Origin of the sequence: Myxococcus sp. MxC21-1, from assembly GCF_032612255.1 — a bacterium.
Classification (GTDB): domain Bacteria; phylum Myxococcota; class Myxococcia; order Myxococcales; family Myxococcaceae; genus Myxococcus; species Myxococcus virescens.
In genome coordinates, this window is record NZ_CP123278.1 from 910,039 (window position 1) to 924,748 (window position 14,710).

Annotated in this window: 11 protein-coding genes, 1 tRNA gene and 4 pseudogenes; 8 read left to right on the forward strand and 8 right to left on the reverse strand. The window is 68.8% G+C overall.

What is annotated here, in order from left to right; genetic code table 11:
* Positions 1 to 2 precede the first annotated feature (2 nt).
* Positions 3 to 2,587 (reverse strand): annotated as a pseudogene (locus QEG98_RS04405) (VIT domain-containing protein).
* A complete protein-coding gene (locus QEG98_RS04415; protein ID WP_316565862.1) occupies positions 2,584 to 3,081 on the reverse strand; it encodes a MerR family transcriptional regulator in 498 nt (165 codons plus the stop codon). The pseudogene QEG98_RS04405 and the gene QEG98_RS04415 overlap by 4 nt, the downstream one beginning before the upstream one ends.
* Before the next feature lie 139 nt (positions 3,082 to 3,220).
* On the opposite strand from QEG98_RS04415, the gene QEG98_RS04420 reads away from it, so the two are divergent.
* Complete coding sequence (locus tag QEG98_RS04420) at positions 3,221 to 3,487, forward strand: DUF2721 domain-containing protein (protein WP_316565863.1); 267 nt, start codon at positions 3,221 to 3,223, stop codon at positions 3,485 to 3,487.
* Positions 3,488 to 3,493: 6 nt separating this feature from the next.
* Here the strand turns inward: QEG98_RS04420 and QEG98_RS04425 are convergent, their stop codons facing one another.
* The 3 genes and pseudogenes from QEG98_RS04425 to QEG98_RS04435 form a co-directional block, all read right to left on the reverse strand.
* Positions 3,494 to 4,333, reverse strand: coding sequence for a slipin family protein (locus tag QEG98_RS04425; RefSeq protein ID WP_316565864.1), 840 nt, complete (start codon positions 4,331 to 4,333; stop codon positions 3,494 to 3,496).
* Positions 4,333 to 5,687 (reverse strand): annotated as a pseudogene (locus QEG98_RS04430) (NfeD family protein). The gene QEG98_RS04425 and the pseudogene QEG98_RS04430 overlap by 1 nt, the downstream one beginning before the upstream one ends.
* Before the next feature lies 1 nt (position 5,688).
* On the reverse strand, positions 5,689 to 6,999 hold the full coding sequence (locus QEG98_RS04435; RefSeq protein WP_316565865.1) for a glycosyltransferase: 1,311 nt from the start codon (positions 6,997 to 6,999) through the stop codon (positions 5,689 to 5,691).
* Positions 7,000 to 7,213: 214 nt separating this feature from the next.
* Between QEG98_RS04435 and QEG98_RS04440 the strand changes: the two genes are divergently transcribed.
* From QEG98_RS04440 to QEG98_RS04460, 5 genes and pseudogenes are all read left to right on the forward strand, one after another.
* Positions 7,214 to 7,450, forward strand: coding sequence for a hypothetical protein (locus QEG98_RS04440; RefSeq protein WP_316565866.1), 237 nt, complete (start codon positions 7,214 to 7,216; stop codon positions 7,448 to 7,450).
* 21 nt (positions 7,451 to 7,471) lie between these two features.
* A complete protein-coding gene (locus QEG98_RS04445) occupies positions 7,472 to 7,861 on the forward strand; it encodes a hypothetical protein (RefSeq protein WP_316565867.1) in 390 nt (129 codons plus the stop codon).
* A 21-nt stretch (positions 7,862 to 7,882) separates the two neighbouring features.
* Positions 7,883 to 8,302: a hypothetical protein gene (locus tag QEG98_RS04450; protein WP_316565868.1), complete on the forward strand. Its 420-nt coding sequence runs from the start codon at positions 7,883 to 7,885 to the stop codon at positions 8,300 to 8,302.
* A pseudogene (locus QEG98_RS04455) lies at positions 8,299 to 8,520 on the forward strand (amidohydrolase); the annotation flags it as partial. The gene QEG98_RS04450 and the pseudogene QEG98_RS04455, both read left to right, overlap by 4 nt.
* A gap of 50 nt (positions 8,521 to 8,570) precedes the next feature.
* Positions 8,571 to 8,699, forward strand: coding sequence for a hypothetical protein (locus QEG98_RS04460; RefSeq protein ID WP_239004962.1), 129 nt, complete (start codon positions 8,571 to 8,573; stop codon positions 8,697 to 8,699).
* A 17-nt stretch (positions 8,700 to 8,716) separates the two neighbouring features.
* Here the strand turns inward: QEG98_RS04460 and nhaR are convergent, their stop codons facing one another.
* Complete coding sequence (nhaR, locus tag QEG98_RS04465) at positions 8,717 to 9,616, reverse strand: transcriptional activator NhaR (protein WP_090485731.1); 900 nt, start codon at positions 9,614 to 9,616, stop codon at positions 8,717 to 8,719.
* A gap of 117 nt (positions 9,617 to 9,733) precedes the next feature.
* Here nhaR and QEG98_RS04470 point away from each other — a divergent pair, with 117 nt between their 5' ends.
* Positions 9,734 to 10,528, forward strand: coding sequence for a sigma-70 family RNA polymerase sigma factor (locus QEG98_RS04470; protein ID WP_316565869.1), 795 nt, complete (start codon positions 9,734 to 9,736; stop codon positions 10,526 to 10,528).
* An 88-nt stretch (positions 10,529 to 10,616) separates the two neighbouring features.
* Positions 10,617 to 10,689: transfer RNA gene (locus tag QEG98_RS04475), tRNA-Phe, on the forward strand.
* Between the two features lie 181 nt (positions 10,690 to 10,870).
* Here QEG98_RS04475 and QEG98_RS04480 read toward each other — a convergent pair.
* Together QEG98_RS04480 and QEG98_RS41625 are read right to left on the reverse strand one after the other, a co-directional pair.
* Positions 10,871 to 11,491, reverse strand: a pseudogene (locus QEG98_RS04480) (helix-turn-helix transcriptional regulator); the annotation flags it as partial.
* Complete coding sequence (locus QEG98_RS41625) at positions 11,386 to 14,706, reverse strand: DEAD/DEAH box helicase family protein (RefSeq protein WP_410478055.1); 3,321 nt, start codon at positions 14,704 to 14,706, stop codon at positions 11,386 to 11,388. The pseudogene QEG98_RS04480 and the gene QEG98_RS41625, both read right to left, overlap by 106 nt.
* Positions 14,707 to 14,710 lie beyond the last annotated feature (4 nt).

Genomic DNA, 14,710 nt, shown 5'->3' on the forward strand with positions numbered 1-14,710 from the left:
CGTCAGCGCGCGGCCAGCGTATCGACGTGCTCGCGCAGGGCCACCTCGTTGCCCAGCCGGCCGTTGAGCCCGGAGAGCGGCTTCGCGGCCTGCTCGATGCGGCTCCGGGTGCGCGGTCCCGCCGCGGCCAGCCACGCCACGCCCAGCGCCAGCTCCGCCACCTGTGCATCGCCGCTCAGGCTGGCGGCCAGGGACAGCAGGGCCTCCACCGCCTTCTTCACCTGCGCACCATGCAGCGGATGGCTGCTGGTGATGCCCTCGCGCAGCAGCGTCAGCAAGGCCAGCGCCGTGGCACGCGCCTGTCGCACGGGCTCGGAACCCTCGCCGGTGCCGTCCCAGAGCCCGTTGGCGAGCTGCTGGGACAGCAGGCCCTCCGCGCCCGTGTCGATACCCCCCTCGGCCGCCAGGGACTCACCGAGGGACGCGTCGGATTCCTCGAACTCCTCATCCATCATCGGCTCTGGAGGCTGAACGCCGCCGAAGAAGTTGGAGAGGATTCCTCCCTTCTGGCGCTTCTTCTTCATGGCGTCGGCCTTGCCCTGCTCACGCCGCTCGCTCCTCATGATCATCCAGTCCGTGGTGCCGCCATCGGCATCCATCGGGGGCGCGCTCTGCGCGGGCGCGCGCCCGGGCGGGGTGATGCGCCGCACTTGAATCATCGGACGAGGAGCCCCAGGGGCGGGCGCGGCGGCAGACGGGGGCGGCATGGCGCCACGCGCGGCCATCCGCCCGCGACGGGGAGCGGCGCCACCGAGCGCGGCCTCCTCCTCCTTCTGCGCGCCGAACATGGCCCAGCCCGCGGGGGCGTTCACGGGGATGACGCGCGTCTTCGCCTGTCCTGAGTTCCGCCGGTCGCCCTTGCGCTCCTCCACCACCACGAACGAGGTGTACCGGGTGACAATCTGGTGCGCGACGGCCAGTTCGACGATGCGCTGTTTCATGGACTCCGCGCGGCGTCCGATGAGCTGGGCGGCCTCCCAACCCCGGATGCGCTCGGCGGCCCACAACTTCTCCACCGCCGGCCGGTCCGACACCGCGGGCAGGTCCACGCGGACGGTGAGCGAGAAGGGCTCCCGTTCCGAGCGCCCCCGCAGCGTCACCGTGCCCGTCCCGGGCGAGGCATAGCGGCCCAGCAGCGTCCAGGGCACGCCATCCACCAGGGGCGGTAGCTCGGCGGGTGCCAGCTCCACACAGTCCACGCCGTCGAAGCGGACCTCCAGCTCGGTGACACGTGGCGCCAGCGCACGGGAGAACTGCGCCACCACCTTGTCGTCGATGCGCTCGCCCGGGTGGATGAACTCCACGTCACCGCCCGTCTGCTTCGCCATGTCCCGCAGCAGCACGTCGCTGACGTTGGTGCCGATGCCGAACGAGTACACCCGCGCCGTCTTCCGCGCCTCGAGCACGGCGCGCAGAATCTCCGCCTCGTTCCCGACCTGTCCGTCCGTGAGCAGCACGATGACGCCGTCGGGCGCCGCCTGCACCGCGGCGCGCATGGGCGCGAGCAACTCCGTGCCGCCATCCGCGTTCAGCGCGGCCACCCAGCGGTCCGCCTCTTCGAGCGTGCGCTGCGTGAAGGGCACGGGCTCGGGCTGAAACGACTGGAAGCGATTCTCGAACGCGATGACGTTGAACCGGTCGCCCTCGCGCAGGTGGCGCAGGCACAGCCGGAGCGCGGCCTGGGCCTGGGGCAGGCTCTCACCGGCCATGGAGCCGGAGACGTCCACGACGAACACCACCTCCTGCTTGGGCGGCGCGGAGGCCATGGCCAGCAGGTCCGGCACCACGGTGAGCGCGAAGGTGCCCGGGCCTCCTCGCCCTTGCGGTGCGTGACGAGCGGCGTGAACACGGCGCTGCTGTCCGGGCTGCGCAGGCTCAGCACCAGGTCGCGGTCCAGGGACACCTCGCCGCGCGAGAAGCCGACGCGCACGCGGGTACCTTCCTCCCGGGTGGTGGTGATGGCGTGGGACGGGCTCTCCACCACCACCTCGCGGCCCAGGTCCACGAGCAGGTCCATGCGCAGGCCGTAGTGCACGTTGCCCACGGGCGGGGTGATGCGGTCCGCGTCCGGCACCTGGGCCGTGGGCTCTTCATTGCCGTGGCCGGTGCGGTCGCCTGTGGTCGCGCCGGGGATGTAGCGAGGCGCCACCAGCGTGGGGAGCATCCAGCGCACGCTGCCTTCCTCGGCGGTGACGGCCTGGAGGAACTCCACCTCCACCACGGTCTCCTCATAGGGCAGCAGGTTGCCCACCTGGGCGGTGAAGACGTTGCGGCGCTCCTCGTCGAGCAGCGCGGCGCCATGGCCGGCCGTGACGGCGTCGTCGTAGGTGCGGAAGGCCTCTTCACGCTCACGCACCACGCCTTCGATGCGCCGCCCGGCGCACGTCATGGAGAAGGCGGACAGCGTGGCATCCGAGGGAAGGGGGAAGGTGTAGATGGCCTCGACCGGCTGGTACTCCTCGTTGCGGTAGCGCTGGCGAACGCGGACGCGCGCGTGGCCGCCGAGGATCTCGCCCGTGACTTCGACACCTTGCAGGGGGACCTGCGTGCCGTTGCGCGTGTACAGCCCTGCCTTTTCGATGGTCATGGCTTCTCCCTTTCCTGGAACTCCGCGATGAGGGCGCGAACGCGTTCCGCGAGCGCCCGGGTCTTCGTGTCCGCTGCTTCCGAGACGTGCAGCTCCAGCCCCGGGAGCAGCTCCCAGCGCTCGTAACGATTCAGGCCCGTGGCCGGTCTTCGAGGCGCGTGCGGTGGCGCCATCGGGGCCGGTCCCGGTAGCGGCTGCGCGTGCACCGGGGGCGTGGGTGTCGCGTCCGAGTCGGCGAGCTGGCGCAGCTCATCGAGGCTCGAGCGCTGCAACTCCGCCTGGATGGCATCCAGGGGAAGGAACCGCGCCTGCAGGACGCGGATGGCCTTGAGCCGCACCCGGTGCTCTTCCCCGTACACGGTGTCGGGGCCCCGGAAGGGGGGCGCGGGAAGCAGGCCGCGTTGGACGTAGTAGCGCACCGTCCGCGGCGAGACGCCCACCGCCTCGGCCAGCTCCGTCAGCTTCCATTCGCTCTGTGTCTTCGGCGTGCTCACGGTTCAGACAGTAGGACCTGACATTTTTGGTGTCAAGTTGACACTGTCGAATTTGCGGCGACAGTGGCCAGAGCGCGAGGGACCTCGGCTCAGTGGCATCTCGACAGTGCTGCTGCCAAGTCTTGACACCCGACGCGCGGTGCTGCGCCAGGAGGTCGCCATCCTGGACCGGCGGCACGCCACCCTCGCCCGGGCGATTGCCTTCACCTACACGGCGCTGCTGGCCTTCGTGATGACGTCGCTGCTGTACCTGACGAAGCGGCAGACGCAGCGGCCCGAGGCCCTGCCGGTGGTGTCCTTCTCGGTGGGCGTGTTGCTGCTGGGCGCGACGGCGCTGCTCGTGCTGGCGTCGCTGCGGCTGAGCCGGCGGGCCATCAAGCTGGAGCGGCAGGAGCTCTTCGACTAGCGGCTGTCAGGACAAGCCGCCCGCGGGAGGGCCCTCTTCCTCATCCTCGGTGTATCGCCGGTCCTCATGTCCATCGTCGGCCCGCTCCATGTGGGCCTTCACTCCGCTGAGCGTGCGCAGCAGGTCGAGCGGGATGGGCAGGATGGTGTGATTGCCACCGGTGGTGATTTCCACCAGCGTCTGGAGGTAGCGGAGCTGGAGGGTGGCCGGGTAGCGGCCGAGGACCTTGGCGGCCATGGAGAGCTTCTCGGCGGCCTGGTGTTCGCCTTCGGCGGCGATGATTTTCGCGCGGCGCTCGCGCTCGGCCTCGGCCTGCCGCGCGATGGCCCGCTGCATCTCCGCGGGCAGGTCGATGTGCTTCACCTCCACGTTGGACACCTTGACGCCCCACGGGTCGGTGCGTGCATCGAGCACCTGTTGAATCTCGTGGTTGATGCGCTCCCGCTCGGAGAGGAGCTGGTCCAGCTCCACCTGGCCCAGGATGGAGCGCAGCGTCGTCTGGGCGAGCTGGCTGGTGGCATAGAGGTAGTCCTCCACCTGGAGCACGGCCTTGTCAGCGTGGATGACGCGGAAGTAGACGACGGCGTTGACCTTCACGCTGACGTTGTCCCGGGTGATGACGTCCTGTGGAGGCACGTCGCGGGCCACGGTGCGCAGGTCGATGATGACCATGCGCTCGACGAAGGGGATGAGCCAGCGGAAGCCCGCGCGTTTGAGGCCCACGAAGCGCCCGAGCCGGAACACCACGCCGTTCTGGTACTCGTTGACGATGCGCACCCCCGACAGGAAGAGCAGGAACAGGATGGCGACGGGGATGAGCACTCCGAAAAATCCGGTCAGTTGCATCAGGTCGGTACCTCGTCGACGAAGAGGGTGAGTCCTTCCATGCCTCGCACCACCACGTGCGCGCCGGAGCGGATGGGGGCGGTGGACGTGGCGCGCCAGCGCTCTCCATGAACGAACACCTCGCCGCTTTCCGGTGTCACCGGAGCCAGGGCGGTGCCTCGCTCTCCCACGAGCCCCAGGTCGCCACCTTGCTGGGGGAGCCGCCGTGTCTGCGCGCTCCGGTAGACGACGTAGGCCGCCGCACCTCCCAGCGCCACGGTGGTGGGCACCAGCCACGTCCACGACACCTGGAAGGAGCGGTCCACGAACCACTCCGGGTCGAATCGGTCCACGAGGAACAGTCCGCCCAGGCCCAGCAGCCCCACGCCCACGGCGCCGAGCAGCCCGCTGGTGACGAACAGCTCTGCGACGATGAGGGCCACGCCCGCGAGCATCAGCAGCACCGCGCCCGCGCGAACCGGCAGCGCGGAGGACGCCACCAACGCCAGGACCAGCGCCACCACGCCGATGAGCCCCGGGGCGATGGCGCCTGGATGTGACAGCTCCACCACCAGCCCCAGCCCGGCCACCAGGAACAGCAGGTAGACGATGGCGGGATTGGCGAGCGCGTGCACGGCGCGCTGGGACAGCGTGGGCTCCAGCGTGACGATGTGCGCATCCCGGGTGGAGAGCCGCACGGACTCGCCACCCGCCACCGTCACCTGTCGTCCGTCCGCCTGCGCGAGGAAGTCCGTCTCGGTGGGCGTCACGTATTCCACCACGCGCAGTGCCCGCGCGTCGTCCGCGGACACGCTGACGCTGTCACGCACGGCGGAGGCGGCCCACTGCACATTGCGGCCCCGCTGCTGGGCGATGCTCTCCGCGAACGCGACGGCGTCGTTCTCCACCTTGCGAGCCATTTGCTCCCCGCCCACGGCTTCCGGGGACTGGCCGGAGGGCCCACCACCGGATGCGCGGCTCCGATGTTGGTGCCCGGCGCCATGGCCGCGACGTTGGAGGCCAGCGCGATGAAGACGCCCGCGCTGCCCGCGTGGGCGCCGGAGGGGCCGACCCAGACGAGCACCGGGACAGGTGATGCGAGGAAGGCCCGGACGATGTGGCGCGTGGCCTCCAGCGAGCCACCCGGGGTGTCCAACCGCACGAGCAACGCGTCATGTCCCGCGGCCGTGGCGCGTGCCACGCAGTCGGACAGGTAGCCGCCGGTGCCGGCATCGACCACGCCCTCCAGGTCGCAGCGCGCCACGGTGGGCTGGCCGTTCCTCGTGGGGGCATCGGCCGCGGGTGCGAGCAGGCCCGCCATGAGGACACACAGGAGGGCCGGACCCGCGAGTCTCCACCGTGCCCGTTGGTGCATCTCACACCCCCTGGAGGCTGGCGGGGTTGAATGAAGCAGGGACGATGCCGCGCTGGGGCAAGGGGCGCAGGGCTGCCAGGTGCTTGATCAGCCGCAGGTGGTCCACGAGCAGCCGAGGCATGAGGAAGTGCTGACGCACGTGCTCGTGTCCACGCGCGCCCAGCAGCCGGGCCTCGTCGGGACGGCGGAGCAGGTGGAGCATGGCCTCTGCACATTCCTCCACGGTGTCCACGAGGACGCCGCCGATGCCCTCGGGCAGTTGCATGGGAATGCCGCCCACGCGCCCGCCGACGACGGGGGTGCCCTTCCACAGCGTCTCCGAAACGACGAGCCCGAAGCCCTCGCGCAGGGACTTCTGGATGACGACGTCGGAGACGGCCTGGAGCGCGTTGACCTCGATGTTCCCCACGCCCACCAGGTTGGTGAGGATGTGGATGAGGCTGTCGCCCGCGGTGGCGTCGCGGAGTTCCTCGTACACGTCCCAGCCCTCCGGGTCGTCCAGGGCCAGTGAGCCCGCGAGCGCGAGCTGGAGGTCGGGGACGTGGGGACGCACGCGCTGGTAGGCGCGGACGACACCGAGCGGGTCCTTCCACCGGTCGAAGCGGCTGACCTGGGTGACGAGGGGCCGGTGGGTGCGGATGCCAATCCACTCCAACACGTCGCGCGAGAGGGCCTCCGGCAGCGGGTGGTTCTTGGGACTGAGTGGGTCGATGGCGGGCGGGTAGATGCGGACGTCGGAGATGGGGAGCTGGGGTGGAATGAACTCCCGCATCGTGAAGATGGCGACGTCGTAGGCACGCAGGTAGGGCGACAGGAAGTCCCAGAAGGCCGGGTTGGGGTGCGAGGTGTCGATATGGCAGCGCCATATCCAGCGCGCATCGAGATGGGGACTCAGCGCCGCGAGCACGGCGGGCTGCGGGTCATGGACGAAGACGAAGTCGTAGTTCTCCGAATCCGTGACGAGCCGGTGGGCGTTGAGCTGGGCGTTGGCCAGGTAGGTGGCCTTCTCGGATTCGGTGAGTTCGCCGGGGGCGCCTTGCAGGCCGTTGTGGATGCGCTTGGTGACCTGGAAGAAGGTGTCGTCGCCGTGGATGATCTTCCAGTCCGTGACGATGCCCAGGTCGTTGTAGAGCGGGACCAGGGAGCGGAGGATTTCGGAGACGCCGCCGCCGTAGGGCGTGGCGCTCAGGTGCATGCACCGGGCGCCGCGCAGGTCCTCGGAGAGCCAGTGCAATTCGTCGAGGAGTTCGTCGGGAGCAATCCCGCGATAGGTGGCAAGCGAACGCTTGCCGATGTCCACGACGTCCAGCATGTCTTCGGCCTCCCGGGTGTGCGCTCCAGCGCAACGGTGCGCATGGGAAGCGGCATCATCCGCGCCGCGTGGCTGCCGGGCTGCTGTCCGGGACCGGGGGCAAGCGCTCGAAGGTGTGCCCGGGCATCCGCTGGTGGACGTTCGCTGTCGTCGACAGATTGTCGATGGAGGGCACGCTCCCTCGGGGCCGTCCGCAACTCGACAAGGAGGCTACATGCGCCGTGCCGTTCTTATTGCCCTGGGCGTGGCAGTTGCTGCGCCCGCTTGCAAGACCACGCAGCCCGAAGGAACGGAGAATCGTCAGCCCCTGATGGGCCCGGACCAGATTCGCGAGCCCGTGCAGACCGTGCCGGATACCCCCGCGGGCCCCGCGACGCCCCTGCCGGAGACCGACGCGGGCACACCGGAGACGCAGGAGACGCAGGAGACGCAGGAGACGCAGGCGGAGTAGTACTGCGGCGCCATCTACACCTTGGGAGACGGCGTCTACTACGCGAGTCACGGGTCGCCTTTGGGTAAGACGACGGGCGTCGTTGGCGCGGAGAAGCGCAAGTCCTGCATCCCACCGAGCAGTGTCGTTGATTCGCGCGGCCGAACCATGACCCTGGCGGACTATCACAGCCATCCCTGGTCTCCTTCTCCGATGTCCGTGTTCGACTTCCAGAACCGGACTCAGGTCTGGCTCATCCGCATCCAGTTCGACGTGGCCTGCACCGTCATGAAGTACGTTCCGCACAAGAACACCCCACGGCCGGGAGAGGTCTACGTGCGGCGAGAGCGACATTGGCGATTGGTGGGGTTGCTTGAGAGCGAGCGAGACAAGGAACTGGGAATCGTTAGGCCCGTGGAAGGCGACACTTAGGTGTCGGTGCCTGGAGTCGTCATGCGCCGCGTGGTTCTTCTGTTGTCGTGTGTGTCGCTATCGGCGTGCTCGCTGTTTCAGCGCCCGTTCCGCCCTGAGTACGCACCGCCCGAAGAGTCGGCGAGGTTCGTGTTTCCCTTGGGCTTTCCTCCGGGGGAGCACACCTTCATTCCAGCCACCATTTCCGCCGCGGTCGGGTTGGCGATGGACGACTTCTTGCCCAGGGGCGCGAAGCCGCCCAAGGAAGCGACACCCGATGAGGTGTGCCTCGCGCAGCGCAGCTCCTACGACGTGTTGGCGAAGGCGCTGTCCGACAGTGTTGTGTTGGTCTCGTTTTCGCCCAAGGCTGGGGCCTGTGTTCAGGAAGGCATTGCCCTGGATGTGGGCGCGACGTACGCGGTCGATGTAAGCGGCTGGCGCATCCTGGCCGTTCAGCGATGAGGCATGCGGAAGGAGTCACGGTGCAGGCGACCGTCTACCTGGCGGAGCGGGTCTGGACGTTGGATGCGGCGCGCCCACGGGCCCAGGCGCTGGCGGTGCGGGATGGGCGGCTGCTGGCCGTGGGGACTCGCGAAGAAGCGGAGGCCGCCGCGGGCCCGACTGCGCGCCGGGTGGACCTGGGTGCTGCCACCGTGGTGCCGGGCCTCGTGGACGCGCACGCGCCTGGGCGTCCTTCGACGACGCCCGGCGCGGCAGGCTGGCTCCGGGGCTGGACGCCGACTTCGTGGCCCTGTCGGAAGATCCGCTGGAGGGGCCCGCCTCCGCGTTGGTGAAGGCGCAGGTCCTCGCCACCGTGGTCGCGGGCGCGGAGGTGTACCGCGCGCCATCTCTGGCCTGAGCGCGGCGCCCTGGGGCTTACTCGCCGAAGATGTGCGAGCGCGCCGCCTCGGCGATGGTGACGACAGCGGGGTGGCGAATCTTCCGCTCGACAGTGATGGCGTAGAAGCAGGTCTCGATTTCGTCGGTGCGCCCGATAACGGAGCAGTTGAACTGACGCTCCACCTCGGCCTCGATGGCGCTGGGCATGGCGAAGACCCCGTGCCCGCGCTGGCCGAAGGCCTGGAGCAGCGCGCTATCATCGAAGTCACCCGCGATGACGGGGCGCAGGCCCTTGCGCTCGAACCACAGGTCCATGGAGCGGCGCGCGGAGGACTCGACTGACGGCAGCAGCACGGGCGCGCCATCCAGCGACTGAGGGAAGTTCTCCCTGAGTTCGACCAGCCTCCCCGCCGCGAAGAAGGACACGCCGCACTTGCCGAGCAAGTGATTGAACGAGCGCACGCTCACCGGCTCCGAGCTGGGCGCATCCGCGAGCACCACGTCCAGCTCGTGCAGGGCCAGCGAGGCGAGCAGCTGCGGCAAGGGCCCTTCGCGGCAGATGATGCGCAGCGACGGGCCTGCTTCGAGCGCGGGCTTGAGGAGCTGTTCGGCCACCAGCTTGGGGATGACGTCGAGCACGCCGACGTTGAGCCGCAGTTGCTGCCCGGGCGGCAGGCCGGAGACGACGTTCTTCAGCTCGTTCCCCAGGCGGAAGATCTCGTCCGCATAGCGCATCACCGTGCGGCCCACGTCGGTGAGCACCAGCTTGCGGCCCTGGCGCTCGAACAGCTTGTGGCCCAGCGACTCCTCCAGGAGCTTGAGCTGGCTGCTGATGGTGGGCTGCGCCAGGTGCAGCTCCTCGCCTGCCTTGGCGATGCTGCCCGCCCTCGCAACCGTCCAGAAGTACAGGAGGTGATGGTAGTTGAGCCAGCTCATACCCATAGAGATAGTCGAAGTGTTGCCGTTAAACTACCTAATTTTCTTATAGAGCTCCGGCCCTTAATTTCCTCTGCGTCGCGCCGCCGTGTGGGCGCGCCCAACCGGAGGAGGTCCATGGAAGCCATCAACCTGAACGTGTCCTTTGAATCCCCTGAGCTCGTGGTTCCGGCTGAGGTCACTGAAGCGCGCGTCCGTGAGCACCTGAAGTTGGTGCGGCGGTTGGCGTGGAAGTACCGGTGGACCGGCCTGTCGATGGAAGAGCTGGTGGCGGAAGGCAACGTTGGGTTGATGGAAGCCGCGGGACGTTTCGAGGAACGCGGGGTGCCGTTCGCGGCCTATGCCAGCCAGTGGATTCGTGCGCGCATCCGCGCCTACGTGGGCCGCAACTGGAGCATGGCGGGCGGCCGGGCGCCGTGGGTGGTGTTCCAGCTCCGGAGGGAGCGGTCGCGGCTGGAGGCCCGGTGGGGAGAAGGCCACCCGGAGGTGGAGAAGCGTCTGGCCGAGGCCTTGGGGAAGCGGGAGGACGAGGTGGCCCTCGCCATGGAGGCGCTGTCGCGGGACGTGTCGCTGGACGCGCCGGTGTCTCCGGACTCGGAGGCCACGCGGCTGGAGGGGCTGATGGCGGATGTCGACTCGCAGGAGGACCAGGTGGACCGGGCGAAGTGGGCGCGGCGGCTCCGGGCGAGCGTGGACGCGGCCTGGCCGGAGCTGGATGCCCGGGAGCGCGCGCTGGTGGAGGAGCGGATGCTGGCGGAGGATGGGGTGAGCGCGGAGCTGCTGGCGCGCCGTTTCGGGGTGACGGCGGTGCGTATCCGGCAGATCGAACAGGGTCTGCGGGTGAAGCTGCGCCACAGGCTGACGGCCGGTCTCACGTCCTGGGACGGGGAGGCGATGTCCCTGGCGGCCTGACGCCTGCCTGCCCAGGTGGCGGAGAATGCTGTTGACGGAGGAGGGAGGGGCTCGCTATGAAGGCGCCGTTCCGCGCGGTGCCCCATACGCCCAGGTAGCTCAGTCGGTAGAGCAGGGGATTGAAAATCCCCGTGTCGGTGGTTCGATTCCGCCCCTGGGCACTTAGCGGAGACGAAGGCCTCTGGACTCCAAGTCCAGAGGCCTTTGTCGTTTTGGGCGCCGTGCATCGCGGTTCCAGGGTGGCGCTCAGCTCGCGGCCCGGGAATCGCTGGCGCGGGTGGTTCGGCCCTTCCTGTGCGTGACGGAGGTGCCCTCGGCGGCCCCCCGCGCCTGGACGGAGGCTCACCCGGGCTTGGGGGACTCCAGGGCCCATCGGTCTTCATCGTCTCGCCAGACAGCGGCGCCCTGGTAGGTCCAGCCACCGGATGCGGTCTCTTGTGTGAACACGAAGGCTGTTTCGCTGGGGTGGTGGTCTGGGACGCGCAGCGCCAGGCGGCCGGGGGAGGTGAAGGCTTGCGCGTCCTTGATGAACAGGAACAGGTGGCCTTCATGGCGCCCCGTTCTGGGGGCCGTGCTCAATCCGAAGTGGGAGCTGAGCTGCTCCTCCGTGAGCGTCGTGCCCCGAGGAGGTGCCAGCCGTTCGGGTGGAATGACCTCGACGACCAGGGCGACGGGAGAGGTCGCTTCACCCGCCTGGAAGGACTCACGCAGGGGATTGTCGGAGCGGAGCAGCCAGTGCCCGTCTTGTCGGACGAGCCGCTTCACCTGGTAGCGGAAGCCTGTGATTGGGTCGGGGACCTGGACGAGGGCCACCCTCCCATCCAGGGGCCCCGCCCCCACGGCTTTCGCGTCGCGCATCACCAGCCAGTCACCATCGCGGATGGGGTGCGGGCCTCCGTCCATGGAATCACCAGACGCGCGCACCGCGAACAGTCCTTCGCCTTGCGCCCGGCTCGGAAGGCGGACCCTCGCCGCTTCCGGGGCCTGGTCGATTGAGATGGGGTGCTCCACGGCGCCCGCGGCCGCGCGCAGGCTGGGAAATGCGACCAGTGTCCCCCAGGGCGCGAGGGGCTCGGCTCGGCCCGAGCCGGGGCCGCGCTCCACCCGTCAGGGCCGAGCGTGAACCGGACGCGAAAGGCCGTGCCCGGCATTCCCGCGGTGGGGCCAAACCATTGGCGCAAGAGGTCCGGCAGTTGATTCTGTTTCGCGCCATCGGGCCGCGCGACGTTGACGGCAATCTTCACGAAGTCGAAATGCCAGCGCGCTCCATCGTCGAGCCGGACCGCGGTCGTTCCCAAGGGCAGGTCCGAGCGCGCACTCCGCACCGGGAGCTTGAGGATGGGGCCCCGGCTGTTCGAGATGACCCTCGCATCAAAGGCGGAGTCCTGCGCCTGCGCCTGTTGGCGGCGCCGATACTGTGCGAGCCGGTAGTCCACCAACTCGCGAGTCATGGCCTCGAAGGACTTCTGGGCCGATGGGGCCATGGGAAGGCGAGGGATGAACCGCTCTTCCTCGACGCGGAACCACTTCCCGCCCTTCGTCCACGCCTCAATGGGGTTCGACATCCAGTACGTGAAGAACCGGGCGGGATTCGGGAGCCGTGGGTCGCCCAGGGCCTTGACCGCTTCGAGGTCCCGGAGCAACTCGGGGGAGCGTTGGAGAATGGCCAGGCATCGCCGGGCAAGCTCGGGCAGCGGCAGCCCCTGTGCCAGGGCATCGGCTTCGAGCAGTGCTTCCAGTACGACCATCTTGAAGCACTGGCTCATGTTCGTGAGCTCGAGCTCCTTGAACCAGTCGCGGCCTTTGTCGAGGGTCCGAGCCTCGTCGTCCGTCAGGTCGCCCTCTGACTTGACGAAATCAAACCACCCCGGGTGCGCCTTGCGCAGCGTCGCGGGTGAGTACCCACGACGGTAGAGTTCTCCGATGGTAGGCCGCAGTCCCCGGGCATCGCGCAGCTCGCGGTAGACACGCTCGACCTCCTGCCCCCCTCCGGAGAGGAAGTGCCGGAGCATCTCCTTGGCTTCGAGCTCCACTTCCACGGTGCAGCCAGCAGGCAGCGCGGGTTGTCGGTCCGAGGTGAGAAAGTCACGCAGGGAGACCGGAGGCTTGCCCACGGCCAGCAGGGTTCGGAGCCGGTCGAGAAACAGCCGGTGATTCCCGACGAAGTCGATGAGGATGACCCGCTCTTTTCCCTCGGCCTTTCGCAGCCCTCGCCCGAGCTGCTGGAGGAACACCACGGGGGATTCCGTGGGGCGCAGCATCACCACGCGGTCGATGCTCGGGACGTCGACGCCTTCGTTGAACAGGTCCACTGCGCAGATGGCATCCAGCGTGCCATTCGCGAGCTGGCGCAGCGACTGGGCACGGTCCGCTGAGCCTGCCCCGGCGTGGACGGCCACGGCGCGAATCCCCTGGCCTCCCAGCCATTGCCGGACGAAGTGGGCATGGGAGATGGAGCAGCAGAACACGAGCGTGCGGCTGGCGGGATGCTTCTGCCACGCACGCCACAGTGTCTGCATGCGTGCTTCGGTCTCAACTGCCTGGGTCAACAGCGCCACGTCGAAGCGGCGGCTCTTCCAGGGGATGTTCTCGTAAGGCACCGTGTCCTTGAGTCCGAAGTATTCGAATGGTGCGAGCAGTCCCTCCTGGATGCCTTCTCCAAGGTCCGAGCGCCAGGCGAGGTGGTCATCGAAGAGGCCGAGCACATCGCCCTCGTCAGCGCGCTCCGGTGTCGCCGTGAGCCCGAGCATGAACGCGGGCTCCACGCAGGCGAGGATGGACCGGTAGCTTGCCGCCGTGGCGTGGTGGACTTCGTCCACGATGACGTAGTCGAACGCGGCCGCGAGGCGGAGCGCCTGAAGGTCTTCTGGCCGCGAGAGCTTCTGCACCGACGCGAAGACCACGTCGCCCGCGAGCTGCGCGCGTTGACCCACGTACCAGCCGAAGCGGAGGTGGTGCTGCTGGCGACGGAACGTCTCCGCTGCCTGGACGAGGAGCTCTTCCCGGTGCGCGAGGAACAGCACGCGGCTCGCTCGCCCCCGCTCCTGGCTGAACTGTTCCACGTCGAGCGCCGCGAGCAGGGTCTTCCCCAGGCCTGTCGCGAGGACGACCAGTGCGCGTTGCCGTCCCTCGCGCCGGCCACGCGCGAGCGCATCGAGCGCCTGACGCTGGAGGCTGTGTGGCTCGCGACGGGGCAAGGGGGCGTCTGGCTCCGTCTCACCTGCTGGGAGACGCAGTCGGGCCGCCGGTGCGCGGCGAGCGTATTGCTCGACCCAGTTCGCGTCCAAGGGGGAAGCCCGGCCCCACCAGCCCTCGAATGCATCCACCACCTCGTTCCAGGCCTGCGGGTCCCGGTCCCGCTCGACGCGCAGGTTCCATTCGACGCCCGTCTTCAGGGCGGCGCGCGAGATGTTGCTCGAGCCGACGTAGGCCACAGCGAGCCCGGTGCCAAGGAAGCGCCAGGACTTCGGGTGGAATGACGTGAGTTGGAGCTTCTCCACCTCCACGACGCGCGCTTCAAAACGGCCACGGCCTGGCTCCGCCTGGAGCGCGGCGTCCTCTTCCATCCAGTCGAGCAGCCGTCGAAGTGCATCCGCCTGGGTGATGGCCAGATAGTCACCTGTGAGGATGCGAACCGTCGCCCCCCGGGTGAGCGCGGCTTCCACGGACTCGCGCAGCAGCTCCAGTCCGCTGTCTTGCACGAAGGCCGCCAGGACCGAAATCTCCACCGCATCCGCGAACAGCGGCTCCAGGTGGTGCAGGAACGGGTCGTCGACGCCTCCCGTGGCCAGGGGCTTGTTTCGCCCGGCGAGGGAGTTGCCCTTGCCTGGAATGACGTGCCGGACTCCGCCGCGAGGGTCGTCCATGTCGCCCTGGAAGCGAGGGATGACGTGCACATGCAGGTGGAGCACCGTCTGGCCGGCCGCCGCGCCCACGTTGATGCCGATGTTGTACCCGTCTGGATGCAGCTCGCCATCCAGCCCGCGTTTCACCTCGTCCACCAGCTCGAAGATGGCGCGCTGTTCCTCGGTCGTGGCATCGAACCAGGTCGCGACCTGCCGCCGGGGAATCACCAGCGTGTGTCCCGGGCTCACCGGGAAGCCATCCCGGATGGCGAAAGCGAACGTGTTGGCCGCGACCCACTGCGATTCAGGGACCGACAGGAACGGGGAGGTCATCGTC

Coding starts and splice junctions, on each gene's coding strand:
- QEG98_RS04440 (WP_316565866.1), top strand. CDS start 7,214: ATGCGCCGTGCCGTTCTTATTGCCCTGGGCGTGGCAGTTGCTGCGCCC.
- nhaR (WP_090485731.1), bottom strand. CDS start 9,616: ATGAGCTGGCTCAACTACCATCACCTCCTGTACTTCTGGACGGTTGCG.
- QEG98_RS04435 (WP_316565865.1), bottom strand. CDS start 6,999: ATGCTGGACGTCGTGGACATCGGCAAGCGTTCGCTTGCCACCTATCGC.
- QEG98_RS04450 (WP_316565868.1), top strand. CDS start 7,883: ATGCGCCGCGTGGTTCTTCTGTTGTCGTGTGTGTCGCTATCGGCGTGC.
- QEG98_RS04470 (WP_316565869.1), top strand. CDS start 9,734: ATGGAAGCCATCAACCTGAACGTGTCCTTTGAATCCCCTGAGCTCGTG.
- QEG98_RS04425 (WP_316565864.1), bottom strand. CDS start 4,333: ATGCAACTGACCGGATTTTTCGGAGTGCTCATCCCCGTCGCCATCCTG.
- QEG98_RS41625 (WP_410478055.1), bottom strand. CDS start 14,706: ATGACCTCCCCGTTCCTGTCGGTCCCTGAATCGCAGTGGGTCGCGGCC.